Source organism: Azonexus sp. MM2026_4 (genome assembly GCF_055901855.1).
Map to the genome: position 1 here is coordinate 2,805,214 of NZ_CM148380.1, position 23,905 is coordinate 2,829,118.

The following is a 23,905-nucleotide window of genomic DNA, read 5'->3' on the forward strand; positions in this document are numbered from 1 at the left end:
AAAAGGAACATGTTCAAGAAAATTCTGATTGCCAACCGCGGTGAAATTGCCTGCCGCGTCATCAAGACCGCCCGCAAGATGGGCATCGCCACCGTCGCCGTCTATTCCGAAGCCGACAAGGACGCGCTGCACGTCGATCTGGCCGACGAAGCCGTCTGCATCGGACCGGCCGCGTCGAAAGAGTCCTACCTGGTCATGGACAAGATCATCGCCGCCTGCAAGCAGACCGGCGCTGAAGCGGTTCACCCGGGCTACGGCTTCCTCTCGGAAAACGCCACCTTCTCCCGTCGTCTGGAAGAAGAAGGCATCAAGTTCATCGGTCCGAAGCACTACTCGGTCGCCAAGATGGGCGACAAGATCGAGTCCAAGAAGCTGGCCATCGAAGCCAAGGTCAACACCATTCCCGGCTACAACGACGCCATCGCCGGTCCCGACGAAGCCGTCAAGATCGCCCAGGGCATCGGTTACCCGGTGATGATCAAGGCCTCCGCCGGCGGCGGCGGCAAGGGTCTGCGCGTGGCCTACAACGACGCCGAAGCGCACGAAGGCTTCTCCTCCTGCGTCAATGAAGCGCGCAACTCCTTCGGCGACGACCGCGTCTTCATCGAAAAGTACGTGCTCGAACCGCGCCACATCGAAATCCAGGTGCTCGGCGACAGCCATGGCAACTACGTGTACCTGAACGAGCGCGACTGCTCGATCCAGCGTCGTCACCAGAAGGTCATCGAAGAAGCGCCGAGCCCCTTCGTCAACGCCGAAATGCGCAAGGCGATGGGCGAGCAGGCCGTCGCCCTGGCCCGTGCCGTGAATTACGAATCGGCCGGTACGGTCGAGTTCGTCGTCTCCGGCGCGACCAAGGAATTCTACTTCCTGGAAATGAACACCCGCCTGCAGGTGGAGCACCCGGTCACCGAACTGATCACCGGCCTCGACCTGGTCGAGCAGATGATCCGCGTCGCCTACGGCGAGAAGCTGCCGCTGACCCAGGCCGACGTCAAGATCGACGGCTGGGCGATGGAGTGCCGGATCAACGCCGAGGACCCGTTCCGCGGCTTCCTGCCTTCCACCGGCCGCCTGGTCAAATTCCTGCCGCCGAAGGAAAGCGTTGACGCCAACGGCGCCACCCGCGTCGATACCGGCGTCTACGACGGTGGCGAAATCTCGATGTTCTACGACTCGATGATCGCCAAGCTGATCGTGCACGGCAAGGACCGCGACGCCGCCATCGCCCGCATGCGCGATGCGCTGAACGGCTTCGTGATCCGCGGCATTTCCTCGAACATTCCGTTCCAGGCCGCGCTGATGCAGCATCCGCGCTTCCAGTCCGGCATCTTCGACACCAGCTTCATCGCCAAGGAATACCCGAAGGGCTTTGACGCCTCGATGGTGCCGCACGACGATCCCGCCCTTCTGGTTTCGGTTGCCGCCTACGTCTACCGCGCCTTCACCGACCGTTCCGCCTCGATCACCGGCCAGTTGCAAGGCCACGAGCGCATCGTCGGCGACCAGTGGATGGTGGTGCGCCTGAACGGCGCCGAGAAGGAAAACCACCCGGTCACGGCACGGCCGATCCCGGGCGGTTACCACGTCGAATACGCCGGCCAGCCCTACGAGATCCTGTCCAACTGGAAGCTCGGCGAGTCGCTGTTCACCGGCACCTGCAACGGCCAGGAATTCACGCTGCAGGTCGAGCGTCACAAGACCAAGTACTCGCTGTTCCACTGGGGCACGCGCGCCGATTTCATGGTGATGAGCGCGCGCGCCGCCGAACTGCTGGCGCTGATGCCGGAGAAGCCCGCCCCCGACCTGTCGAAGTTCCTGCTCTCGCCGATGCCCGGCCTGCTGCGCGAAGTTGCCGTCCAGGTCGGCCAGGAAGTGAAGGCCGGCGAGAAGCTGGCGGTGATCGAAGCGATGAAGATGGAGAACATCCTCAAGGCCGAGCAGGATTGCAAGGTCAAGAAGATCTCCGCCGCCGTCGGCGAAAGCCTGTCGGTCGACCAGATCATCATCGAGTTCGAATAAACTGACCGGCACGGTCTAGCAGCAAAAAGGGCCTGTTCGCGAACAGGCCCTTTTCATTTCAGGGATAACGACGATGAGCGGCTTCGAACACTACCGGCAGGAAATTGCCGGCCTGGACCACGAGATTCACAAATACGCCATGCTCTGCGGTGTCGATCTCGGCAAGCGGCACGAAATCGACGCCTGCCTCGCCGAGCATCACGACGCCTGGGCTGACGACAAGTCCCGGGAATCGCTGCGCGGGCTGCTGATCCTGCGCATCAAGGTGGAAACGGAAATGATCGAACAGGGCATGTCGCCACCGCCCTTGCTGCCGGTGACGACCGAAGACTGAGCGACGTCTCAGCCGCCCTTCTTCATTTCCTCGATACCCTTGCGCAGCATCTGATCGAGTTCGGAACCCGCTTCGACCTGCGGCAGCAGGGCTTCCCAGTAGGCGATGCCGTTCTTCCGGTCACCGGCTTCCATTGCTGCGGCGCCAGCCAGGAACAGGGTGTGGGCGTGCTTGGGATCGAGCTTCAGCGCCTTGTCGATCAATTCCCTGGCCTTGCCGGTCAATCCCTTGCCGTTCGCCATCGCCAGCGTTTCGGCATAGCTCGCCAGCAGCTCCGGATCTTTCTCGACCGCCGGTTCGGCCTTGGCATAGGCGTCGACCGCCTCGCCGTAGCGACCCAGCATCTTGTACGAACGCGCCAGCATCAGCCAGCCGTTCATGTCGTCAGGGTTCTCCTGCATGCGGGCCGCCAGCTTGGCGACCATGGCGTCGATATCGGCCGCCGTCATCTGCTTTTGCGGCGCCGTTGCCGCCGGATCGATCGCCTGCGGATTGCCGAGCAGGAGGTAGCCCGCCACCGCCGTCAGCGGCAGCAGCAGCATCACCGCCACCGCGGTCTTGCGGCTGGTGGCCGGCCCGGCCTCGGCCGCCTGGACTTCGCCCACTTCTTCGAGCAGACGCTTCTGCAGCTCCACCTTGGCCTGCGCAAAATCGGCTTCGCCAAGATTGCCCTCGACGCGTTCGCGTTCGAGGTCGGCCAGCTGGTCGCGGAAAATTTCCAGGTTGGCGGCCTTGCGATCGGCATCGGTCGGACGACCGCGGCGACGCCCGAACCACAGACCGGGAAGGATCAGCAGCGCCGTGACGACGACGAGGAGGGTGGCAAACAGGGCGAACTGGGTCATTTCTCTTCGTTTTCCTTGAGCAGCGCTTCGGCGCGACGGGCTTCCTCGACCGATAGCGGCCTGGCCTGGGCAGCGGTCTGCTGAGTGCGCCGCTTGAGATAGGAACGCAGGGACAAGATGGCGATCAGCAGCAAGGCAAGCGGTCCGCCCCAGAGCAGCATGGTGATGCCCTTGACCGGTGGCCGGTAGAGCACGAAATCGCCGTAGCGGGTGACCATGAAATCGAGGATTTCGCTGTCGGAGCGGCCGTCGTGGATCATGCCGCGGATTTCCCGCCGCAGGTCCACCGCCAGTTCGGCGTTGGAATCGGCAATCGTCTCGTTCTGACAGACCAGGCAGCGCAGTTCCTTGGACAACTCCTGCAGGCGCTTCTCGGCGACCGGATCGTCGGCCACCGCCGCTTCGTTGGTGCGCGAGGCGTAGGCCGCCGTCGACAGCAGACTGAGGACCAGGAACAGGGTACGGGCGAAGTTCATCGATTCAGCTCCGTCACCAGGGGCAGGATCTTCTCGCTCAAGACCTGCGGGCTGATCGGCCCGGTATGTTTCATGCGGATCACGCCCATCTTGTCGATGACGTAGGTTTCCGGCACGCCGTAAACGCCGTAGTCGATGCCGACCCGGCCGTCGATGTCCATCACCGTCAGCAGGTAAGGGTTACCGTGCTCGGTCAGCCAGCCCTCGGCCCGCTTCACGGCCAACGGCACCTCCTGCTCGGCCGGCACGCGACGCATGTCGATCTCGCCGTCGCCGCGCAGTTCCTTGTAATTCAGGCCGACCACCGGCACCTGGCCGTTGCGCGAAAATTCGACCAGCACCGGGTGTTCCTGGCGGCAGGAAACGCACCAGGTGGACCAGACGTTGAGCAGCCAGACCTTGCCCTTCATGTCTTCCGGCCCCATCGTCGCGCCCTCCTTACCCAGGACGGCCAGGCGGAACGCCGGTGCCGGCTTGCCGACCAGCGGCGACGGCACCTCGCGCGGATTCAGGTTGAGACCGACGGCCAACAGCACGACCAGCGCGGCGAAGGCGCCGAGTATCCAGTAATAGCGATTCATCCCTGATTTCCCCCCGCCGCGTTCGCGGCAACATCAGCAGCGACTTTGCGCCGACCGCGATAGCGGCGGTCAAGGATGGCCAGCAAGCCGCCCAGCGCCATGATCCCGCAGCCGCCCCAGATCCAGTTGACATAGGGCTTGTAATAGACGCGCACCGCCCACTCCGCTTGCGGCTGATCGGGATCGATCGGCTCGCCGAGCGAGACATAGACATCGCGCAGCAGACCGGCATCGATCGCCGCCTCGGTCATCGGCATCGACGACGAGAAGTAGTTGCGCTTTTCCGGGTACAGCTTGCGCTCCAGCTTGCCGCCCAGGAGCAGGTCGAAATCGCCCTGCGCCGCCTGGTAGTTCGGCCCCTGCAGCGACTGGACGCCGTTGAAGCGGAACTGGTAGCCGCCGACTTCGACGACATCGCCCGGCCCCATCTTGACGTCCTTTTCCTGCTCGAAGCTGCTGACCATGCCGACGCCGACGACAAAGACGGCGATACCGATGTGCGCGACATGCATGCCGACGAAACTGGCCGGCTGATCCAGCGCGGCAGCGACAAAGCTGCGGCCGCCGCGGGTCTGGTTGACGCGGCGAACGAAGTGGATCACCGCGGTGACGACGATCCAGGCCGCCAGCAGCAGGCCGAGCGCCGTCAGCGCCTTCCACTGTCCATACAGCAGCGGCACAGCGATCGCCACCACGACGGCGACGGCAAAGGCCCAGCGCAGGAGGCGCGCGACCTCGTTCAGCGAAGCATCCTTCCAGCGGGCAAAAGGCCCGATCCCCATCAGGAACAGCACCGGCATCATGACCGGGAAGAAGACCGTGTCGAAATACGGCGGACCGACCGAAATCTTGCCGATGCCGAGGGCGTCGATGAGCAGCGGGTAAAGCGTGCCGAGCAGGACGGTGGCGCAGGCGACGACCAGCAGCACGTTGTTGGTGAGCAGCAGCGACTCCCGGGAAACCAGGCCGAAGCGGCCACCGAGGCCGACCGACGGCGCCCGCCAGGCAAACAGGGCGAGCGAGGTGCCGATCACGGCGACCAGGAAGACCAGGATGAAGATGCCGCGCGTCGGATCGGTGGCGAAGGCATGCACCGAGGTCAGCACGCCGGAACGGACCAGGAAGGTACCGAGCAGCGACAGCGAAAACGCCGAAATCGCCAGCAGCACGGTCCAGTTCTTGAAGCTGCCGCGCTTCTCGGTAACCGCCAGCGAATGGATCAGCGCCGTACCGACCAGCCAGGGCATGAAGGAAGCGTTCTCGACCGGGTCCCAGAACCACCAGCCGCCCCAGCCCAGTTCGTAATAGGCCCACCACGAGCCCATGGCGATGCCGAGGGTGAGGAAGATCCACGCCCCCGTCGTCCACGGCCGCGACCAGCGCGCCCAGGCGGCATCGAGCTTGCCGGAGAGGAGGGCGGCGATGGCAAAGGCGTAGGCCACCGAGAAACCGACGTAGCCCATGTAGAGCAGCGGCGGGTGGATGACCATGCCCGGGTCCTGGAGCAGGGGATTGAGGTCGCGCCCTTCGGCGACGCCCGGCAGCAGGCGCTCGAAGGGATTCGACGTGATCAGGATGAAGAGCAGGAAACCGAACGAGACCAGCCCCAGAGCGCCGAGCACGCGGGCCAGCATCACCTCGGGCAGTTGCCGGGAGAAGAAGCGCACCGCCAGCAGCCAGCAGGCGAGCATCTGCATCCACAAGAGCAGCGAGCCCTCGTGGCCGCCCCACACCGCGGCGACGCGATAGGGAAGCGGCAGCAGGGAATTGGAATGCTGGGCGACGTAGGCAACCGAAAAATCGTTATTGACGAAGGCCCAGGTCAGGCAGGCGAAGGAAACCGTGATCAGCAGCGAAAAAGCGCTGGCCGCCGGCCGGCAGATGGCGATCCACGGCTGGTGACCGTTATGGGCGCCGAGCAGGGGAAGCGTGCCCAGCAGGAGCGCTACCAGCGCCGCCAGGATCAGGGCGAAATGGCCAAGTTCAGGAATCATGCTCAGTTACTCGCGGGTTTCGGTGCCGTCGCCGCCGGCTGTCCCTGGGCGGCGGCCTTCTGGACGCCGCGCTCGTGCGCGTCGTTGAGCGCCTTGGCCGCTTCCGGTGGCATATAGTTCTCGTCGTGCTTGGCCAGGACTTCCTGGGCCTTGAACGTCCCGTCCGGCAACAGGCGGCCCTGGGCGACCGCGCCCTTGCCTTCCATGAAGAGGTCGGGAAGGATGCCGACGTAGTCTACGACGATGTCGTGTTCGGTATCGGTGACGATGAAACGGATGGTCACCCCGTCGGCCTGCCGCTGGATGCTGGCTTCCTTGACCAGGCCGCCGATGCGGAACAGCTTGTCCTGCGGGGCCTTGCCCTTGGCGACGTCGGTCGGCGAGATGTAAAGGGCGATGTTGCTGTTCAGCGCGTTCAGCACCAGGGCCGAAATGACACCGACGAGCGCCAGCGCCCCGACGATCAGGGCCAGTTTCTTGTGGCGGGACTTCATGCTTCCTTGCTCCGGGATTCTGCGCGCAACTGGCGCTTCAGGCGGGCGATGGTCGTCTTGCGCGAGCGACCGACAACTATCGGTTCGATCGCCATGACCAGCGCGGTAACGCCAAAGGAGCCCCAGACATAGAATCCGTAGCCGCCCATGGCGATGAAATCGGCGAAACTGTTCCAGTAGATCATTGCATTTCCCCGGTCCGCATCAGTTCTGCCCTGACCCAGTCGGTGTTGCGCTCGCGTTCGAGCATCAGGGTACGGACCCGCGCCAGCGCGACGGCAATGCTGTACATCCAGAACGACAGGGCCATCAGCAGCATGCCCCACAGCATGACCTCGGCCATCGACGACTTGGCGAGGTTGACGCTGGAGCCCTGGTGCAGGGTGTTCCACCATTTGACCGAAAAATAGATGATCGGCACGTTGACCACGCCGACCAGCAGCAGGATGCCGCCGGCCTTGTCGGCGCGGCGCGCGTCGTCGATCGCGGCGACCAGCGCCAGGTAACCGATGTAGAGGAAGAGCAGGATCAGCTCCGAAGTCAGACGCGCGTCCCAGACCCACCACGTGCCCCACATCGGCTTGCCCCACAGGGCGCCGGTCCACAGCGACAGGAAGGCCATCAGCGCGCCGGTCGGCGCCAGCGCGCGCGCCATCATGCCCGACAGACGGGTGTTGAAGGCCAGCCCGATCGCCGCCCAGAAAGCCATCACCAGGTAGATGAACATGCTCAGCCAGGAGGTGGGCACGTGGATGAAGATGATCCGGTAACCCTCGCCCTGCTGGAAATCGGTCGGCGCCACCAGCATCCCGATGTAAAGGCCGGCGATCCCGAAGAGGACGGCGAGGGCGACGAACCAGGGGATCATCTTGCCGGCCAGCGGATAGAACAGGGCCGGTGATGCGAAACGGTATAGGTTGAAACGGTCGTTCATTCGAGGGCGATCTTCAGGGCCGCAGCCGACGCCCAGGGGGCAAAACCGATTGCGGCGATGGTCATTGCAGCGAGCAGTGATAGGTGTCCTTCCCCCCCGAGACCGGACACCGTCGCATCAACTGCGCCAGCGCCGAATATTAGCACCGGAATGTAGAGAGGGAGAACAAGCAGCGACAAAAGTACACCGCCGCCGCGCAGGCCCAGGGTCAGCGCCGCGCCGATGGCGCCGATGCCGGACAGCGCCGGGGTGCCGAGCAGGATGGCGGCGGTGAGTACGAACAGGGCGTCGCCCGAGAGATCGAACTGGACGCCGAGCACCGGCGCGATCAGCGCCAGCGGCAGGCCGGAAACCAGCCAGTGGGCGATCACCTTGCCGGTCACCACCAGGCCCAGCGGGTGCGGCGACAGGGCCAGTTGCTCCAGCGTGCCGTCGCGCAGGTCGTCGGCGAACAGGCGGGGCAGCGAGAGCATCGTCGCCAGCAGCGCGGCAACCCACAGCACGCCGGGCGCCAGCTGGCGCAGCAGGTCGGGCTCCGGACCGACCCCGAGCGGGAAAAGGCTGACCACGATGATGAAGAAGAAGAGCGCGGAAACGATGTCGGCCTGGCGACGCATGGCCAGCTTCAGGTCGCGGCCGATGACGGTGAATACGATATCGAACATCTGTCGTCCTCAGCCGATGCGCAGTTCGCGCACCGTGCCGGCGGGGATCGCCACCGGCTGGTGCGTCGTCATCACCGCCATGCCGCCGCGCTGCAGATGTGCCGAGATCACCCCGGCCAGCCAGTTGACGGCGCCGACATCGAGGGCAACGAAGGGTTCGTCGAGGATCCACAGCGGCCGCCGGTCGGTCACCAGGCGGGCCAGCGCGACGCGGCGCTTCTGCCCCTGCGACAGGTACTTGCAGGCGAGATCCTCGCGCCCGGCAAGGCCGACCTGTTCGAGGGCGTCGATCGCGTCGTCCTCGGACAGGACTTCGCCGGCCAGGCGGGCGCCGGCGAGCAGGTTTTCGAGCGGCGTCAGCTCTTCCTTGATCGCGTTGAGGTGGCCGAGATAACAGAGGGCGGCGTGGTAGTCGTCGCGGTGGCGACCGATCGCTTCGCCCTGCCAGCGGATTTCGCCGCCCTCCGGCGGCAGCAGGCCGATCAGCATGCGCAGCAGGCTGGTCTTGCCGGCACCGTTGCGCCCCTGCAGGTAAAGAAGTTCACCGGCTTCCAGCGTGAAGCTCAGGCCTGCGAACAGGCGGCGCTCGCCGCGCACGCATTCCAGATTGTCGGCTTCCAGCATGGTCAGGGCCCGGGATCTATCCGGCGCGTATTATGGACGCGCAAGTGTACCGACAGTTTGCGGTGAATCAAATCGAAAAAAACGGGGGCCGCAGCCCCCGTAAATCGAGAGGCGGTACGGCTGCTTATTTGAACGGCGTCGGACGCGGGGTGGTATCGGAAGACGGCGGCAGGATCGGCAGCGTGAAGTTCGGCTGCTCACCGGTCAGGGTGTTCAGGAAAGCGACGACCTTGGCGTTCTCGTCCTTGGTGAACTTCTTGCCCAATTGCAGGCGGCCCATGATGTTGACCGCTTCGGTCAGCGTGTTGGCGGCACCGTCGTGGAAGTAGGGATAGGTCATTTCGACGTTGCGCAACGTCGGTACCTTGAAGTTGAAGCGGTCGGCATCCTTGCCGGTGACGCCGGCACGACCTTCGACGCCCTTGGTGTTGCCCTTGTACGGCTCGACCAGACCCATCTTCTGGAAGGAATTGCCGCCGACCGCTTCGCCGTTGTGGCAAGCGACGCAACCGCTGTCCTTGAACAGCGCATAACCTTCCTGCTCCTGCTGGGTCAGCGCCGCCTTGTTGCCGAGCAGCCACTGGTCGAAGCGCGAGTTCGGCGTGACCAGCGTCTTTTCGAATTCGGCGATGGCCAGGGTGACCTGGTCGATGTCGATCCTGTCCTTGCCGAAGACCATCTTGAATTCGCGGACATAGGCCGGGATCGATTCGAGGACGTTGATCGCCAGGGTGTGCGTGAACGCCATCTCGCCCGGGTTGGCGATCGGACCGCCGGCCTGCGCCTTGAGGTCGGCGGCGCGGCCGTCCCAGAACTGGGCCAGGTTGAGGCTGGAGTTGAGCACCGTCGGCGCGTTGATCGGGCCTTGCTGCCAGTGGTCGCCGACCGAGGTTGGAATGTTGTCGGTACCGCCCATCGACAGGTTGTGGCAGGTGTTGCACGACATGATGCCGGACTTCGACAGGCGCGGGTCGAAGTACAGCTTCTTGCCCAGTTCGACCATGCCGACGTTGATGCTGGCGGGCGGCTTGATCGGCTGGATCGGTTCGTCGCCGGCGGCCTGCACGGCGCCCTGCAGAACCATGCCGGAGAGCAGGAGGATGGCGGCGGAAAGGACGGTAGGTTTCATTATTGATCTCCCTCGTTGTGAAATTTGCCGGGCCATTCTCACCCCCGAGAGATTTAAAAACTTGATCCAAATCAATGGCTTTTATGGGATTTTCCTATAGTGACCATAGGTATCCCCTATAAATCTTGAGGGTATGATCCGCGGTCTGAGGAGGAAACCGGCATGACCCTGACCGAACTGCGTTACATCGTCGCGCTTGCCCAGGAAAAGAATTTCAGCCGTGCCGCCGAGCGCTGTTCGGTCAGCCAACCGACCCTGAGCGTGGCCATCGCCCGCCTCGAGGACGAGCTTGGCGTGCAGTTGTTCGAGCGTGGCAAGGGCTTCGTCAGCCCCAGCCTGGTCGGCAGCAAGGTCGTCGAACAGGCGCAACTGGCCCTCAACGAGGCGGAGAAAGTGCGGCAGATCGCCCAGCGCGGCCGCGACCAGCTCGACGGCCACCTGCGCCTGGGCATCATCCACACCATCGGTCCCTACCTGCTGCCGCAACTGATCCATTCGTTGAAGAACATCGCGCCGAACATGCCGCTGGCGATCGAGGAGAACATGACCGCCAAGCTGGCAGACATGCTGCGCGACAACGACATCGACGTCGCCATCATCGCGCTGCCCTTCGACCTCCCGGGTGTCCTCAACCGCCCCCTGTACGACGAGCGTTTCAAGGTCATCGTGCCGCGTGGCCACCCCTGGGAAAAGCGCACCGCCATCGCGCCGGAAGAAGTCGCTGGCGACGAGGTGCTGCTGCTCAAGGCCGGCAACTGTTTCCGCGACCAGGTGCTGGACGCCTGTCCGCAGGTGAGCAGCCCGGAAACCGACATCCGCCTCGGCCATTCGATCGAAACCATCCGCTGCATGGTGGCGTCCGGCCTGAGCGTCTCGGTGCTACCGGAAAGCGCGCTGCAGGAGCCTTACGGCAACGACATGATCAGCGCCATTCCCTTCCTCGCCCCGGAACCGTCGCGCCGTGTCGCGCTGGCCTGGCGCAGTTGCTTCGTCCGGCCGAAGGCGATCGACGCCTTGCTCGCCGCCGTGCGCGCCCTGGATTCGCCGGCCTACCGCTTGCTGGTCTGACTGCCGATCAGGATTTCGGCCTGCAGTTGCTGCAGCAGCTCGCTCATTTCCCGGCTGGCCGCATATAGCGCTTGCCAGGACTCGGCCAGCGATTCCTCGCAGCCGGCCTGCTGCTGATCGAGCATCTGCCGGGCGAGGGAATGCAGATGCTGGTGGATCGGGTCGATCGCCGCGAAGGTCGGCATTTCCCCGTAGCGCTTGCGGCCCGGCCCCTGGTACCAGCGCCCGAAGCCGCAGGCCAGGTGATCGAGCTCGACGGCCGGCGCGCCGCCCGGCGCCGCCGCGAGGCCGGCCTCCAGGGCCTTCATCCAGCGTCGGTGATCGACTTCGGCGATCAGCATCGGCAGATCCTCGCGCGCCCAGGTGAAGGCGGAGGCCGCCGACCACAGTTCGTCCGGGCGAAACTCCGCCATCCATTGCGGCAGGCTCGCCGCCGGCATCGGCCGGGCGATGCCGAAGCCCTGCGCCAGGTCGCAGCCGAGCAGCAGCAGGACGAGGCCGTGCTCGATCGATTCGACCCCCTCGGCGATCACCTGGCGGCGGAAGGCACGGGTCAGGCCGATCACCCCTTCGACGATGGCGAGGTCTTCCGGGTCGTCGAGCATGTCGCGCACGAAGGACTGGTCGATCTTCAGGATTTCCGCCGGCAAGCGCCGGAAATAGGTGAGCGACGAATAGCCGGTACCGAAATCGTCGAGCGCGAAGCTGACGCCGAGCTGGCGGCACTCGGTAAATAGCTGGGCGACGCGCCCGACATCCTCGATCGCCGCGGTTTCCAGCACCTCCAGCTCGAGCCGCGACGGATCGAGTTCCGGGTGCGCCGCCAACTGACGCCCGAGTTCAGCGGCGAAGCCGGGATGCTGCAGATGTTCGCCGGCAATGTTGATGCTCAGCTTGAGGTCGATACCGGCCGCCGCCCAGCTCGACAACTGGTCGAGCGCCGTGGTGATGACCCAGTTGCCGAGGTCGATCGCCAGCTCGCTGCCTTCGATCGCCGGCAGGAACTCCTGCGGCAAGAGCAGGCCGCGTTGCGGATGCTGCCAGCGGATCAGGGCTTCGGCGCCGACCACGCGGCCCTGCCGCATGTTGACCTTGGGCTGGTAATGGAGGACGAACTCGCCAGCCGCCAGGCCCTGCCCGATGCGGGCGATATCCTCGCGGCGACGGCGCGCCCGGCGGTCCTTCTCGGGATCGAACAGGTGATGACGGTTGCGCCCGGCCTGCTTGGCGACGTACATCGCCTGGTCGGCGTGGCGGAGCAGGGTGTCGGCATCGGAACCGTCGTGCGGGTAGAGGGTGACGCCGATGCTGGCCGAAATCGTCACGAGCTCGTCGGCCACCGGGAAGGGCTGGGTCAGCGACCCGGAAATCCGGTTCAGCGCCAGGTCACACTCGTTGAGGTCGTTGAGCGTGGACAGCAGCAGCACGAATTCGTCGCCGCCCAGCCGGGCCACGGTATCGCCGCCGCGCACGCAGTTGCGCAAGCGCTGGGCAACCTCGACCAGCAGGTGGTCGCCGGCGGCGTGGCCGAAGCGATCGTTGATCGGCTTGAAGCCGTCGAGGTCGAGGTAGCAGACCGCCAGCAGGCCGCGATTGCGGGCGGCATTGGCCATCGCCAGCTGCAGGCGGTCGGCGAGCAGCATGCGGTTGGGCAACTGCGTCAGGGCGTCGAAATGCGCGAGATGCTCCAGGCGTTGCTGGTGCTCCTTGAGCAGCGTGATGTCGGAGAAGATGCCGACGAAGTGGGTGATCGTCCGCTCGGCGTCGCGCACCGCCGAGATGGTCAGCAGCTCGACGAAGATCTCGCCGGATTTCTTGCGGTTCCAGACTTCGCCGCGCCAGTGGCCTTGATCGCGGATCGCTTCCCACATGTTGCGGTAGAAGGCGGCGTCATGATGGCCGGAATTGAGCATCCCCGCGTTCTGGCCGATCGCCTCGTCGCGGCTGTAGCCGGTCAGTTCGCTGAAGGTCGGGTTCACTTCGACGATGTGCCCGGAAACATCGGTGATCATGATCCCTTCGTGGGCGTTGGCAAAGACGCTGGCCGCCAGGCGCAGGCGCTCTTCCGCCGCCAGCCTTTCGCCGACGTCGCGGGCGACGGCGATCAGCGCCGTCTTGCCATTCCAGTGCCCGTGGACGACCCGCAACTCGGTCTGCACGAGGCGACCGTCGGCGGCCAGCAAGGGCGCCGGACAGGCGCTCAGGCGACCGCCGAACATCTCGTCGAGATCGCGCTGCGCCTGCTCGCACCAGGCCGCCGGGTAGAGGCGGGCGGCCGGCTCGCCGTTGAGGACGCCGGGCGCGTAGCCGAGCGCCTGATCGACCGCCGGGTTGTAATGGACGATGCGCCGCTCGGCATCGATGACGAAGATCAGGTCGTCGAGCGAAGCGAACAGCCCGCTCAGGTTGTCCCGCGACTGCCGCGCCGCCTCGCGGGCTTCGATGCGTTCGAGTGCCATCGCGTACTGGCTGACCAGATGCTGCACCGCCTGGCAAGTGGCGACGGAAATCTGCGCCGTGCGGTGCCCGGCGAGGTTGAGGCAGGCGATCGCCCGCCCGTTGACGACGATCGGCAGGGCGATCAGGCAGCGCAGGCCTTCGCCGGCGTATTGCGCGGGATCGAACAGGCGGCAGTGATCGAGCTGCTGACAGCAGGAATGACAACTGCACACCACCTTGCCGCTGCGGATCAGTTCGGCCTTCGGGGAATTCGCCAGGCAACAGCGGGCGGCGGCGACGAAAGCCGGCGACAGCCCCTTGTGCACGCGCAGTTCGTAATCGCCGCCGGCGTTCTGCCAATAGAATCCGCCGCTGTCGAATTCCGGGTAACGCAAGGCGAGGTCGAGCATCGTCGCCAGCAGCGCTTCGGGGTCGCCCTCGGCATTCAGGGCGTTGGCCAGATCGCGCTCGATGCCCAGCCGCAACTGCTCGGCACGGGTGACGCTGATATCGATCGCGGTGACGATCAGCGCCGGCTTGCCGGCGTACTGCGTGGCGGAAATCTGCAGACGCACCAGCAGCACCCGGCCGTCGCGGTCGCGCCCCCAGAACTCCAGTTCCTGCGGCGCCCCCTCGACGGCCGAACGGATCGCCGAGGCGGTCCGGGCGAGGTCGTTCAAGCCTTGGGCGGCCAGGAAATCCGGCGCATGGCCGCGCAGTTCCTCGCGCCGGTAGCCGGTCATCCGCTCGGCAGCCGGGTTGGCGTCGAGGCAGCGGCCGTTGCCGTCGATGACGAACAGCGCATCGCCCGCCGATTCGAACAATTCGCGGAAGGTCTGCTGGCTGCGCCCGAGTTCCTCGGCCTGCTGCTGGTGGGCGATCAGCAGGGCGGCCAGGCGACTGGCCTGGCGGATGGTTTCGCGGCTGCCGTCGGGCAGGCGACCGGCCTGCTCGCGATAGACGGCAAAGGTGCCGAGCAGGCGGCCGTCGGGACCAAGCAGGGCTTCCGCCCAGCCGGAGGTAACGCCGATCCGGCGGGCGAAATCGCGGTAATCGACGCCGCCCGCATGGTCATTGATGTTCTCGATGTAGGCTTCGCCGCGCCGCCAGGCCGCCGCCCCGGAAACACCGACCCCTTCGGCGACCGGCATCTTCGCCAGCAGGGCGCGCGCATCCTCGGCCAGCCCCGGCGCCGCAACGACCTGCAGGTGGGCGCCGTCGGCATCGGCCAGCATGATCGAGCACAGGATGCCGGGCACCTCGTGCTCGGCGGAGAGGGCGATCAGTTCGAGCAGGCCGGCGAGCCGTTCGCCGCGCAGCATGCCGGTCATCGCCGCGTTGCGGATCAGCAGCGCCTCGTCGTAGCGGGTCTGCAGGCCGCGCTGCTCGCTGATCGTCTCGTCGAGCAGGTCCATTTCCAGCGGCCGGATCAGGCTGTGCTCGGTGAGCAGGCCGAGCAGGCGACCTTCGCGATCGACCACGGTGAGGTGGCGGATGCGACTTTCCAGCATCAGCGCCGCCGCTTCGGCGGCCGAGGTTTCGGGCAGGACGCTGGTCAGCGGCTGCGTCATCACCTCGCCCAGCGTCGGATTGCCGGAAGCCTGCAGGTAGAGGCGGACGACATCGCGCTCGGTGACGATACCGCAGGGCTGACCGGCGTCGACGACGACGACGCTGGTCGCCCGCGCCGTTTCCATCGCCGCCAGCGCCTCGTCCAGCGACGCCTGCCGCGGCAGGCGGGGAAAGACCCGGTCCATCAGGCCTTCGACGGTATTGAGCTGGCGGTAGAAATCGAGCCCGAAGAAGCGGCGGAAATCGGTCTCGCTGACGATGCCGAGCAGCCGGCCTTCGCTGCCGGTCACCACCAGATGACGGATGCCCAGCCGCGTCGCCTGGCGGAAGGCGCTGCGCACCTCGGTATCGTGGCTCACCGTGTGCACCGGCGCGGTCATGAAGTGCGCCACCGGCCGCCGGTGATCCTCGTGCCGGCGCATCGCGTGCAGCATGTCGCGTTCGGTCAGGATGCCGACCACCCGCGTCGCGTTGACGACAACCACCGAGGAAATTCTCGCCTCGACCATCAGTGCCGCCGCTTCGGCAAGCGTTGCGGAAGGGGCCACGCTGTCGGCGTGCAGGGTCATCAGGTCGGCTACGGTCGGCATCCCCGGATTCTATTCAGGCGCGGCCGGCTTGTGTTGATCGAGTGCAAGATTCTCGGGGCATTCACGGCAATTTTCGGCGATTGCCAAGCAATGCAAAATTAGTTTCCACAAGCGGTAATCAAGCTTTCATCATCACCTTCGCAAGGGCCGGCGCCGATACCGGGAGCTTCCAGCCAAAGCCTTGGTTTTCAACACTAATCGGCGAAACACCGGGTGTGGCACGACCTTTGCGGAAGCTCACCACCGCAAGACTGACCATCGGGGGGAGCAAAGTGACTGAAACATTCTATGAAGTGCTGCGTCGCCAGGGGATCACCCGGCGCAGCTTCCTGAAATTCTGCAGCCTGACGGCGACCTCGCTCGGGCTGGGCAGCGCCGCCGCGCCGCGCATCGCCCAGGCGATGGAAACCAAGCCACGGACGCCGGTGATCTGGCTGCATGGCCTCGAATGCACCTGCTGCTCGGAGTCCTTCATCCGCTCGGCGCATCCGCTGACCAAGGACGTCGTGCTGTCGATGCTGTCGCTCGATTACGACGACACGCTGATGGCCGCCGCCGGTCACCAGGCCGAGGCGATCATCGAAGAGGTCAAGAAGAAGTACAAGGGCAACTACATCGTCGCCGTCGAAGGCAATCCGCCGCTCAACGAGGACGGCATGTTCTGCATCCACGGCGGCCGGCCCTTCGTCGAAGTGCTCAAGGAAACCTGCGCCGACGCCAAGGCCATCATCAGCTGGGGCGCCTGTGCCTCCTACGGCTGCGTGCAGGCCGCCAAACCGAACCCGACGCGCGCCACGCCGGTGCACAAGGTGATCTCCGGCAAGCCGATCATCAACGTCCCGGGCTGCCCGCCGATCGCCGAAGTGATGACCGGCGTCGTCACCTACATGCTGACCTTCGACCGCATTCCCGAACTCGACCGTCAGGGCCGGCCGAAGATGTTCTACGGCCAGCGCATCCACGACAAGTGCTACCGGCGCGGCCACTTCGACGCCGGCCAGTTCGCCGAAGCCTGGGACGACGAAGGTTCGCGCAAGGGCTACTGCCTGTACAAGATGGGCTGCAAGGGCCCGACCACCTACAACGCCTGCTCGTCGATGCGCTGGAACGGCGGCGTGTCGTGGCCGGTGCAATCCGGCCACGGCTGCATCGGCTGTTCGGAAGAGGGCTTCTGGGACAAGGGCAGCTTCTACGACCGCGTCACCAGCATCACGCCGTTCGGCGCCGAACACAACGCCGACACCATCGGCAAGGCCGCCGCCGGCACCGTCGGCGCGGCGATCGCCGCGCATGCCGCGGTGACCGCGCTGGCCCGTGCCCGCCAGAAGGCCGGCGAGTCCGCAACCGAACAACAGGGGGAAAACTGAGATGGGCGTGTACGAAACCCAGGGCTTCAAGCTCGACAACACCGGCAAGCGCGTCGTCGTCGACCCGGTCTGCCGCATCGAGGGCCACCTGCGGGTGGAAGTGAACCTCGATTCCAACAACGTGATCCGCAACGCGGTGTCCACCGGCACCATGTGGCGCGGTCTGGAAGTCATCCTCAAGGGCCGCGATCCGCGCGACGCCTGGGCCTTCACCGAGCGTATCTGCGGCGTGTGTACCGGCACCCACGCGCTGACCTCGGTGCGCGCCGTCGAGGACGCACTGGCGATCAAGATTCCGGAGAACGCCAACACCATCCGCAACCTGATGCAGTTGAACCTCTACGTTCATGACCATCTGGTGCACTTCTACCACCTGCACGCGCTCGACTGGGTCGATGTCGTGTCGGCACTGAAGGCCGATCCGAAGGCAACCTCGACGCTGGCGCAGAGCATCTCGTCGTGGCCGCTGTCGTCGCCCGGTTACTTCCGCGACATCCAGAACCGCCTGAAGAAGTTCGTCGAATCCGGCCAGCTCGGCCCCTTCATGAACGGTTACTGGGGCAACCCGGCGTACAAGCTGCCGCCGGAAGCCAACCTGATGGCGGTCGCCCACTACCTGGAAGCGCTCGATTTCCAGAAGGAAATCGTCAAGGTGCACACCATCTTCGGCGGCAAGAACCCGCACCCCAACTGGCTGGTCGGCGGCGTGCCCTGCGCCATCAACCTCGAAGGCACGGGAGCGGTCGGCGCCATCAACATGGAACGCCTGAACCTGGTCAAGAGCATCATCGACCGCTGCACCGAGTTCGTCGAACAGGTCTATATCCCCGACCTGCTCGCCATCGGCTCCTTCTACAAGGGCTGGCTGCACGGCGGCGGCCTGTCGTCGAAGAACCTGCTCTCCTACGGCGACATCCCGCAGATCGCCAATGACTACTCGGCCGGCAACCTGCTGCTGCCGCGCGGCGCGATCATCAACGGCAAGCTCGACGAGATCCATCCGGTCGACCTCAAGGACCCGGAACAGGTGCAGGAGTTCGTCGCCCATAGCTGGTACAAGTACCCGGACGAAACCGTCGGCCTGCACCCCTTCGACGGCGTCACCGAACCGAACTTCGTGCTCGGCCCCAACACCAAGGGGACCAAGACCAACATCAAGGAACTCGACGAAGGCGCCAAGTATTCCTGGATCAAGGCCCCGCGCTGGCGCGGCCACGCCATGGAAGTCGGCTGCCTGTCGCGCATGGTGCTCGGTTACCTGCAGCCGAAGCAGTACCCGGAAATCCACGCCCTGGTCGACGGCGCCCTCAAGCACCTCGACGTGCCGGTCACCGCGCTGTTCTCGACGCTCGGCCGGACCGCCGCGCGCGGCCTGGAAACGGCGTACTGCGTCAAGCTGCAGAGCCAGCAGTTCGACAAGCTGATGGCCAACCTGAAGGCCGGCGACCTCAACACCGCCAACATCGAGAAGTGGGAGCCGAGCACCTGGCCGAAGGAAGCCATGGGCGCCGGCTTCACCGAAGCCCCGCGCGGCGCGCTCGGTCACTGGATCAAGATCAAGGACACCAAGATCGACAACTACCAGTGCGTCGTGCCGACCACGTGGAACGGCGGTCCGCGCGACCACAAGGGGCAGATCGGCGCCTTCGAAGCGTCGCTGATGGACACCCCGGTGGCCAAGGCCGACGAGCCGCTGGAAATCCTGCGCACGCTGCATTCCTTCGATCCCTGCCTGGCCTGCTCGACGCACGTGATGAGCCCGGACGGCCAGGAAATGACGTCGGTCAAGGTCCGCTGAGCGGGCCGGAAAGGAGGCTGAAATGCTTTCACAACAGGACATGCTGGAGGCCGAGCGACACGGTCGGCAGGTACGTTCGATCTACGTGTACGAGGCGCCGGTACGCCTCTGGCACTGGATCAACGCGCTGGCGATGGTCGTGCTGGCGGTGACCGGCTACTTCATCGGCAAGCCCTTGCCGACGGTTCCGGGCGAGGCGGCGGAAAACTTCGTCATGGGCTACATCCGCTTCGCTCATTTTGCCGCCGCCTACATCTTCGCCGTCGGCCTGCTCGGCCGCATCTACTGGGCGCTGGTCGGCAACCACCACGCGCGGCAGATCTTCAAGCTGCCGATCACCAACCCGCAATGGTGGAGCGAAGTCTTCTTCGAACTGCGCTGGTATCTTTTCCTCGAGAAGACGCCGAAGAAATACGTCGGCCACAACCCGATGGCGCAGTTGATGATGTTCTTCTTCTTCACGGTGCTGGCCGTCGGCATGGTGTTCACCGGCTTCGCGCTGTACAGCGAAGGCGCCGGCCTGGGCAGTTGGCAGGACGCGCTGTTCGGCTGGGTGATCCCGGCCCTCGGCGGTTCGCTGCAGGTGCATAACCTGCACCGCCTGGGCATGTGGATCATGATGACCTTCGCCGTCGTCCATATCTACGCGGCGGTCCGCGAGGACATCATGAGCCGGCAGTCGCTGATCTCGACCATGGTCAGCGGCTGGCGGATGTTCAAGGACTAGGAGGAAGCTTGCCGGAGCAGCGTTGGCCTGCGCTTGCCGTGCTCACGCACTGTCTGCGCGCAGGCCGCCTTGCTCCGGCGGCGCTTTTCCGTCAGAGGTAACTGGAACCCATGAACCCGAAAAGAATTCTCGTACTCGGTATCGGCAACCTGCTGTGGGCCGACGAAGGCTTCGGCGTGCGCTGCGTCGAGGCGCTCAACGCCAGTTGGCAGTTTCCGCCGCAGGTGACGCTGATGGACGGCGGCACGCAGGGCCTTTATCTCCTGCCCTACGTCCAGGAAGCCGACTGTCTGCTGGTCTTCGACGCCGTCGATTACGGCGACACACCGGGCGACCTGCGCGAGGTGGTCGGCGACCAGGTGCCGCGTTTCATGGGCGCCAAGAAGATGAGCCTGCACCAGACCGGCTTCCAGGAAGTGCTGATGGCCGCCGAACTGACCGGCAAGCTGCCGGCCGAACTGGTCCTCATCGGCGTCCAGCCGGAAGAGCTGGAAGACTTTGGTGGCAGCCTGCGCGACGTGGTCAAGGCGCAGATGGCGCCGGCACTCAACCTCGCCCTCGACTGGCTGGAGCGCTGGGGTGCCACCGGCCGCCTGCGCGACAGCGAAGCCGAGCCGATCACCGACGCGGCGCTGGCCATCGACCTCTACGAAGGCGAGCGGCCGCCCGCCGACCAGGCCTACCGCCTGGGCGACGCCCGTTTCCTCAACCTGGAGGCGGCCTGATGTGCCTCGGCATTCCGGCGCAGGTCGTCGATTGCGCTGAGCACTACGCGCGCTGCCTCAGCCGAGGCCAGGAACTGCGCATCGACATCCGGCTGGTCGGCGCCCAGGCGCCGGGCACCTGGCTGCTCTGTTTTCTCGACGCGGCGCGCGAGGTGATCGACGCCGAACGCGCCGCCGCCATCACCGCCGCCCTTGCCGCACTGGACGCGGTCAACGCCGGAGAGACCGATCTTTCCGCCTTCTTCGCCGATCTCGACCGCGAACCCCAACTGCCCGAATTCCTGAGGACGACGCACCCATGAGTTTCGAACTGAAAGCCGGCCCGACCTCGCTCGAACGCCTGGAAACCGCCATCGCCCGCATGCAGCAGAAGCACGGCTTCGTCCGCGTCAGCGCCGACCAGCCGGCTTTCCCGGCCGGCCTGGCGGCGCTGTTGCTGACCGACGACCCGCAACGCAACCTGGAAGTGCTCGACGCCTGCGTCATCCTGCCGGAAGCGCTGCTCGCGCTCGGTGCCGACGTCGCCCGCCTGGTCGCCGGCCCGGAAGCCGCCGCCGCGCTGCTGCAGCGCTTTGCCGTGGCGCGCGCCCCGGCCGTCGTCTTCCTGCGCGACGGCGACTATCTCGGCAGCCTGAACGGCATCCGCAACTGGCAGGAATACCGCGACGAAGTCGCCCGTCTCGCCGCCGGCCCGGCCCGGCCGCGCCCGATTTCCATCCCGGTGCTCGGCGCCGGCCAACCCGGAGCCTGCGCATGAACCCGTCCACCCTGCGTCCCTTCCCGATTTCCGTCGTCGCCATGGGTCCCGGCTCGCAAGGCGAAGAAGCGCCCGACTACCTGCCGATGCCGAAGGACATGCAGACCTTCGCGGCGCCCTACCTGCCGGAGAACGTGGCACCCGAAACCGTCGCCGCCGTGCTCCAGTTGCTCGGCGACTTCGTCGTCCGCGCCGCCGACGCCGGCCTCGACGGCGGCGCGACGGCCGACCTGGCCGGACTGCCGGCCGGCGTGCGCGACGTGATCACCCAGTCGCTCGGTTTCGGCGAAGTCAGCGCCTTCACCACCGCGCCGCGCCACTGGCGCGTCCAGGAAACCGCCTTCGCCGGCGTCTGGCGCGTGCTGGAAATCGCCGACGACGGCGCCATCCTCGCCGATCGCCTGGAAACCGCCAGCATTCCCGCGGTCCTCGTCGACGCGATGCAGGAGTGCGCGAGCAGCGTCCTCGCCGCGCCGGAATACGCCGCCGACTGCATGAACGCGCCGGCCCTGGTCGAGGAAATCCGCATGCAGGCCGCCGCCTGGCAGCCGGGCGACGCCGCCCACGTCATCAACCTGAGCCTGCTGCCGGTCAGCGAAGGCGACCTCGACGCGCTCTACGGCTGGCTCGGCCACCGCGAGGTGTCAATCCTGTCGCGCGGCTACGGCAACTGCCGGATCACCAGCACGCGACTGAAGAACGTCTGGTGGGTGCAGTACTTCAACAGCATGGACGCGCTGATCCTCAATTCGATCGAGATCGTCGGCATGCCGGAAGTGGCGCTCGCCGCCGACGACGATTTCACCGATTCGCTGGAACGCCTGATCGAATACCTCGACATGATGGCGGAGCCGCTGTGATCTTCGAGGGCAGCTTCCGCGCCGTGCAGCCCGCCGACCGCCTCGAATGCGGCGTCTGCTGGTGGGTCTACGACCCGGCGGAGGGCGACGACGTGCGCGGCATCGCCCCCGGCACGCCCTTCGCCGAGCTGCCCGACGACTGGTGCTGCCCCGGTTGCGACGCGCCGAAGCACAAGTTCATGGTGATCGCCGCGTGACCCCCTGGACGGAAGATCCGACGGCCGACATTGCGGCCGTCTTCGCCGACATCGCGGCGACGCGCATGGCCGGCCTGCCGATCTGCAACCCGGCGCTGCGCGTCGAAGCGCTCGGCTTCCGGCGTGCCGAATCCGGTCACTGGGTCGGCGCCCTGGTTACCCCGTGGGCGATCAACCTGCTGTGTCTGCCCGGCCACGCCGACTGGCCGGCGGCGGCGGCCGGCAGCCATTGCGACTGGCGCTTTCCGTCCGGCGTCTACGAGTTCATCGTCGCCGACGAGGACCGGCTCGGCCGCTATCACCTCTGCTCGCTGTTCTCGCCGGCCGGCGACTTCGCCAGTCACGAGCAAGCGCGGTTGACCGCACTGGCGGCGCTCACCGCGCTCTTCAACGACCCGCTCGCGGCACCAGCGGCGGCCACGCCGCCCGCCAGCCGGCGCGCCTTCCTCGGCCTGCGCGGATGAACCCAGCCGGCAGCCTGACCATCCGCGCCGGTTTCACGGAAAACAGGGTGCGCATCGACGGCGTCGTCCTCGAACGGCCGGCGATGACGCGCCTCTTCGTCGGCCAGAACCCGGACGCCGCGGTGCGCCTGATCCCGCATCTCTACGCGCTATGTGCCGAAGCACAGCGGGTCACCGCGCGCGCCGCCCTGGCCGCCGCCGAAGGGCGCAGCGCCGCCTGCGACGCGATCGACACCCGCCTGCTGTGGTTGGAAGTGCTGCACGAAAACCTGTGGCGGCTGCTCCTCGACTGGCCGGTGGCCTGTGCTCTGCCGGCGGCGCGCGAGGAATTCGCCGCTTGGCGCACCGCCCGTCTCGGCGTCGACGGCAACGGCGCCACCCGCCGCCTGATCGAGGAAACGCTGTGTCCGCTGGTCGAGCGCTGCCGGATCATCCTCGACGACCGTGGCGTCGCGCCGACCTGGCCGCAACTCGACGTCGCCGCCTGGCTCGCCTGGTGGCGTACGCCGGGAAGCGAACGGCCAGCCCTGGCCAGTACCGCCGACATCGCCGCCGCCTACCTGGCGCGCGTCGCCGACGTTGCCCGGGCGGCCGCCGCGCTCGAAGCCGGCCAGCCGTTTCCGCTCGCCGCCGCCGGCGGCGACGGGCTGGGCGTCGCCCAGACGCTGACCGCGCGCGGTGTCCTGACGCATGCGATCGCGCTACGCGACGGCAAGGTCGCGCGGTATCATCTCGAAGCGCCGACCGATGCGAGTTTTGCTGGGCCGGCAAAACTCGCGGCACTGCTCGTCGACCGGCGCTATGCAACGGCCGAGGCAGCCCGCCAGGGACTGGAGGCGGCGATCCTGGCGCTCGATCCCTGCCTGCCTTACCAAGTGGAGTGGCAAGATGCATGAAATGTCGCTGGCCGAAGGCATCATCGAACTGGTCGAGGACACCGCGCGGCGCGAGAACGCCGCCCGGGTCGGCCTGGTCGTGCTCGAGATCGGCCAGTTGGCGTCGGTCGAGCCGGAAGCGCTGCGCTTCTGCTTCGACGTCGTGACCAGGGGCGGCATCGCCGACGGCGCGGCGCTGGAGATCGTCGCCGTACCCGGCGCCGGCTGGTGCATGCCGTGCGCGGCAACGGTGCCGATCAGCGAGCTTTACGGCGCCTGCCCGGTCTGCGGCAGCCACCAGGTACAACCGACGGCCGGCACCGAGATGCGGGTGCGCGAAATCGCCATCGACTAGATAACAAGGGGAC

25 protein-coding genes are annotated in these 23,905 nt (G+C 66.1%); 14 read left to right on the forward strand and 11 right to left on the reverse strand.

The genetic code is table 11. The annotated features are described in order from the left end of the window. Positions 1–9 precede the first annotated feature (9 nt). Together accC and AC0KWY_RS13265 are read left to right on the forward strand one after the other, a co-directional pair. Entirely contained in the window at positions 10–2,022 is a 2,013-nt protein-coding gene (gene accC / locus AC0KWY_RS13260) for an acetyl-CoA carboxylase biotin carboxylase subunit (protein ID WP_474025968.1), read from the forward strand. A gap of 73 nt (positions 2,023–2,095) precedes the next feature. Continuing rightward, positions 2,096–2,356 carry a hypothetical protein gene (locus AC0KWY_RS13265; RefSeq protein ID WP_474025969.1) on the forward strand — a complete coding sequence of 87 codons (261 nt, stop codon included), beginning with the start codon at positions 2,096–2,098 and terminating at the stop codon, positions 2,354–2,356. Positions 2,357–2,364: 8 nt separating this feature from the next. Here the strand turns inward: AC0KWY_RS13265 and ccmI are convergent, their stop codons facing one another. The 10 genes from ccmI to AC0KWY_RS13315 all read right to left on the reverse strand — a co-directional run bounded on the left by ccmI (position 2,365) and on the right by AC0KWY_RS13315 (position 10,098). Continuing rightward, entirely contained in the window at positions 2,365–3,201 is an 837-nt protein-coding gene (ccmI, locus tag AC0KWY_RS13270; protein ID WP_474025970.1) for a c-type cytochrome biogenesis protein CcmI, read from the reverse strand. After that, entirely contained in the window at positions 3,198–3,677 is a 480-nt protein-coding gene (locus AC0KWY_RS13275) for a cytochrome c-type biogenesis protein (protein WP_474025971.1), read from the reverse strand. The genes ccmI and AC0KWY_RS13275 overlap by 4 nt, the downstream gene beginning before the upstream one ends. Continuing rightward, positions 3,674–4,258 carry a DsbE family thiol:disulfide interchange protein gene (locus AC0KWY_RS13280; protein WP_474025972.1) on the reverse strand — a complete coding sequence of 195 codons (585 nt, stop codon included), beginning with the start codon at positions 4,256–4,258 and terminating at the stop codon, positions 3,674–3,676. Before AC0KWY_RS13280 ends, AC0KWY_RS13275 begins: the two co-directional genes overlap by 4 nt. Continuing rightward, positions 4,255–6,252, reverse strand: a complete 1,998-nt coding sequence (locus AC0KWY_RS13285) for a heme lyase CcmF/NrfE family subunit (protein WP_474025973.1) — start codon at positions 6,250–6,252, stop codon at positions 4,255–4,257. Before AC0KWY_RS13285 ends, AC0KWY_RS13280 begins: the two co-directional genes overlap by 4 nt. A gap of 2 nt (positions 6,253–6,254) precedes the next feature. After that, a complete protein-coding gene (ccmE, locus tag AC0KWY_RS13290; protein ID WP_474025974.1) occupies positions 6,255–6,746 on the reverse strand; it encodes a cytochrome c maturation protein CcmE in 492 nt (163 codons plus the stop codon). After that, positions 6,743–6,931, reverse strand: coding sequence for a heme exporter protein CcmD (gene ccmD / locus AC0KWY_RS13295; protein ID WP_474025975.1), 189 nt, complete (start codon positions 6,929–6,931; stop codon positions 6,743–6,745). The genes ccmE and ccmD overlap by 4 nt, the downstream gene beginning before the upstream one ends. Further along, positions 6,928–7,680 carry a heme ABC transporter permease CcmC gene (gene ccmC, locus AC0KWY_RS13300; RefSeq protein WP_474025976.1) on the reverse strand — a complete coding sequence of 251 codons (753 nt, stop codon included), beginning with the start codon at positions 7,678–7,680 and terminating at the stop codon, positions 6,928–6,930. Before ccmC ends, ccmD begins: the two co-directional genes overlap by 4 nt. After that, positions 7,677–8,345 (reverse strand): heme exporter protein CcmB, encoded by a 669-nt coding sequence (gene ccmB, locus AC0KWY_RS13305; protein WP_474025978.1) that lies wholly within the window; start codon positions 8,343–8,345, stop codon positions 7,677–7,679. Before ccmB ends, ccmC begins: the two co-directional genes overlap by 4 nt. 9 nt (positions 8,346–8,354) lie before the next feature. After that, positions 8,355–8,969: a cytochrome c biogenesis heme-transporting ATPase CcmA gene (gene ccmA, locus AC0KWY_RS13310; protein WP_474025979.1), complete on the reverse strand. Its 615-nt coding sequence runs from the start codon at positions 8,967–8,969 to the stop codon at positions 8,355–8,357. Positions 8,970–9,093: 124 nt separating this feature from the next. Next, entirely contained in the window at positions 9,094–10,098 is a 1,005-nt protein-coding gene (locus tag AC0KWY_RS13315) for a cytochrome-c peroxidase (RefSeq protein ID WP_474025980.1), read from the reverse strand. A gap of 162 nt (positions 10,099–10,260) precedes the next feature. Here AC0KWY_RS13315 and AC0KWY_RS13320 point away from each other — a divergent pair, with 162 nt between their 5' ends. Next, positions 10,261–11,166, forward strand: a complete 906-nt coding sequence (locus AC0KWY_RS13320; RefSeq protein ID WP_474025981.1) for a hydrogen peroxide-inducible genes activator — start codon at positions 10,261–10,263, stop codon at positions 11,164–11,166. Here the strand turns inward: AC0KWY_RS13320 and AC0KWY_RS13325 are convergent. Further along, positions 11,148–15,767 (reverse strand): EAL domain-containing protein, encoded by a 4,620-nt coding sequence (locus AC0KWY_RS13325; RefSeq protein ID WP_474025982.1) that lies wholly within the window; start codon positions 15,765–15,767, stop codon positions 11,148–11,150. The genes AC0KWY_RS13320 and AC0KWY_RS13325 overlap by 19 nt on opposite strands. Before the next feature lie 272 nt (positions 15,768–16,039). Between AC0KWY_RS13325 and AC0KWY_RS13330 the strand changes: the two genes are divergently transcribed. The 11 genes from AC0KWY_RS13330 to hypA all read left to right on the forward strand — a co-directional run bounded on the left by AC0KWY_RS13330 (position 16,040) and on the right by hypA (position 23,892). After that, the gene (locus tag AC0KWY_RS13330) at positions 16,040–17,134 is read left to right on the forward strand and encodes a hydrogenase small subunit (RefSeq protein WP_474025983.1); all 1,095 of its coding nucleotides are present in this window, start codon (positions 16,040–16,042) and stop codon (positions 17,132–17,134) included. 1 nt (position 17,135) lies between these two features. Next, entirely contained in the window at positions 17,136–18,932 is a 1,797-nt protein-coding gene (locus AC0KWY_RS13335) for a nickel-dependent hydrogenase large subunit (RefSeq protein WP_474025984.1), read from the forward strand. A gap of 22 nt (positions 18,933–18,954) precedes the next feature. Next, positions 18,955–19,659: a Ni/Fe-hydrogenase, b-type cytochrome subunit gene (gene cybH, locus AC0KWY_RS13340; protein ID WP_474025985.1), complete on the forward strand. Its 705-nt coding sequence runs from the start codon at positions 18,955–18,957 to the stop codon at positions 19,657–19,659. Positions 19,660–19,769: 110 nt separating this feature from the next. Beyond that, complete coding sequence (locus AC0KWY_RS13345; protein WP_474025986.1) at positions 19,770–20,384, forward strand: HyaD/HybD family hydrogenase maturation endopeptidase; 615 nt, start codon at positions 19,770–19,772, stop codon at positions 20,382–20,384. Next, positions 20,384–20,686, forward strand: coding sequence for a HypC/HybG/HupF family hydrogenase formation chaperone (locus tag AC0KWY_RS13350; protein WP_474025987.1), 303 nt, complete (start codon positions 20,384–20,386; stop codon positions 20,684–20,686). Before AC0KWY_RS13345 ends, AC0KWY_RS13350 begins: the two co-directional genes overlap by 1 nt. Then, entirely contained in the window at positions 20,683–21,141 is a 459-nt protein-coding gene (locus AC0KWY_RS13355; protein ID WP_474025988.1) for a thioredoxin domain-containing protein, read from the forward strand. Before AC0KWY_RS13350 ends, AC0KWY_RS13355 begins: the two co-directional genes overlap by 4 nt. Beyond that, complete coding sequence (locus tag AC0KWY_RS13360; RefSeq protein WP_474025989.1) at positions 21,138–22,001, forward strand: hydrogenase expression/formation protein; 864 nt, start codon at positions 21,138–21,140, stop codon at positions 21,999–22,001. Before AC0KWY_RS13355 ends, AC0KWY_RS13360 begins: the two co-directional genes overlap by 4 nt. Next, complete coding sequence (locus tag AC0KWY_RS13365; RefSeq protein WP_416690409.1) at positions 21,998–22,198, forward strand: rubredoxin; 201 nt, start codon at positions 21,998–22,000, stop codon at positions 22,196–22,198. The genes AC0KWY_RS13360 and AC0KWY_RS13365 overlap by 4 nt, the downstream gene beginning before the upstream one ends. Then, positions 22,195–22,662, forward strand: a complete 468-nt coding sequence (gene hybE / locus AC0KWY_RS13370) for a [NiFe]-hydrogenase assembly chaperone HybE (protein ID WP_474025990.1) — start codon at positions 22,195–22,197, stop codon at positions 22,660–22,662. Before AC0KWY_RS13365 ends, hybE begins: the two co-directional genes overlap by 4 nt. After that, positions 22,659–23,558 carry a hypothetical protein gene (locus AC0KWY_RS13375; protein ID WP_474025991.1) on the forward strand — a complete coding sequence of 300 codons (900 nt, stop codon included), beginning with the start codon at positions 22,659–22,661 and terminating at the stop codon, positions 23,556–23,558. The genes hybE and AC0KWY_RS13375 overlap by 4 nt, the downstream gene beginning before the upstream one ends. Then, the gene (hypA, locus tag AC0KWY_RS13380; RefSeq protein ID WP_474025992.1) at positions 23,551–23,892 is read left to right on the forward strand and encodes a hydrogenase maturation nickel metallochaperone HypA; all 342 of its coding nucleotides are present in this window, start codon (positions 23,551–23,553) and stop codon (positions 23,890–23,892) included. Before AC0KWY_RS13375 ends, hypA begins: the two co-directional genes overlap by 8 nt. Positions 23,893–23,905: the final 13 nt, after the last annotated feature.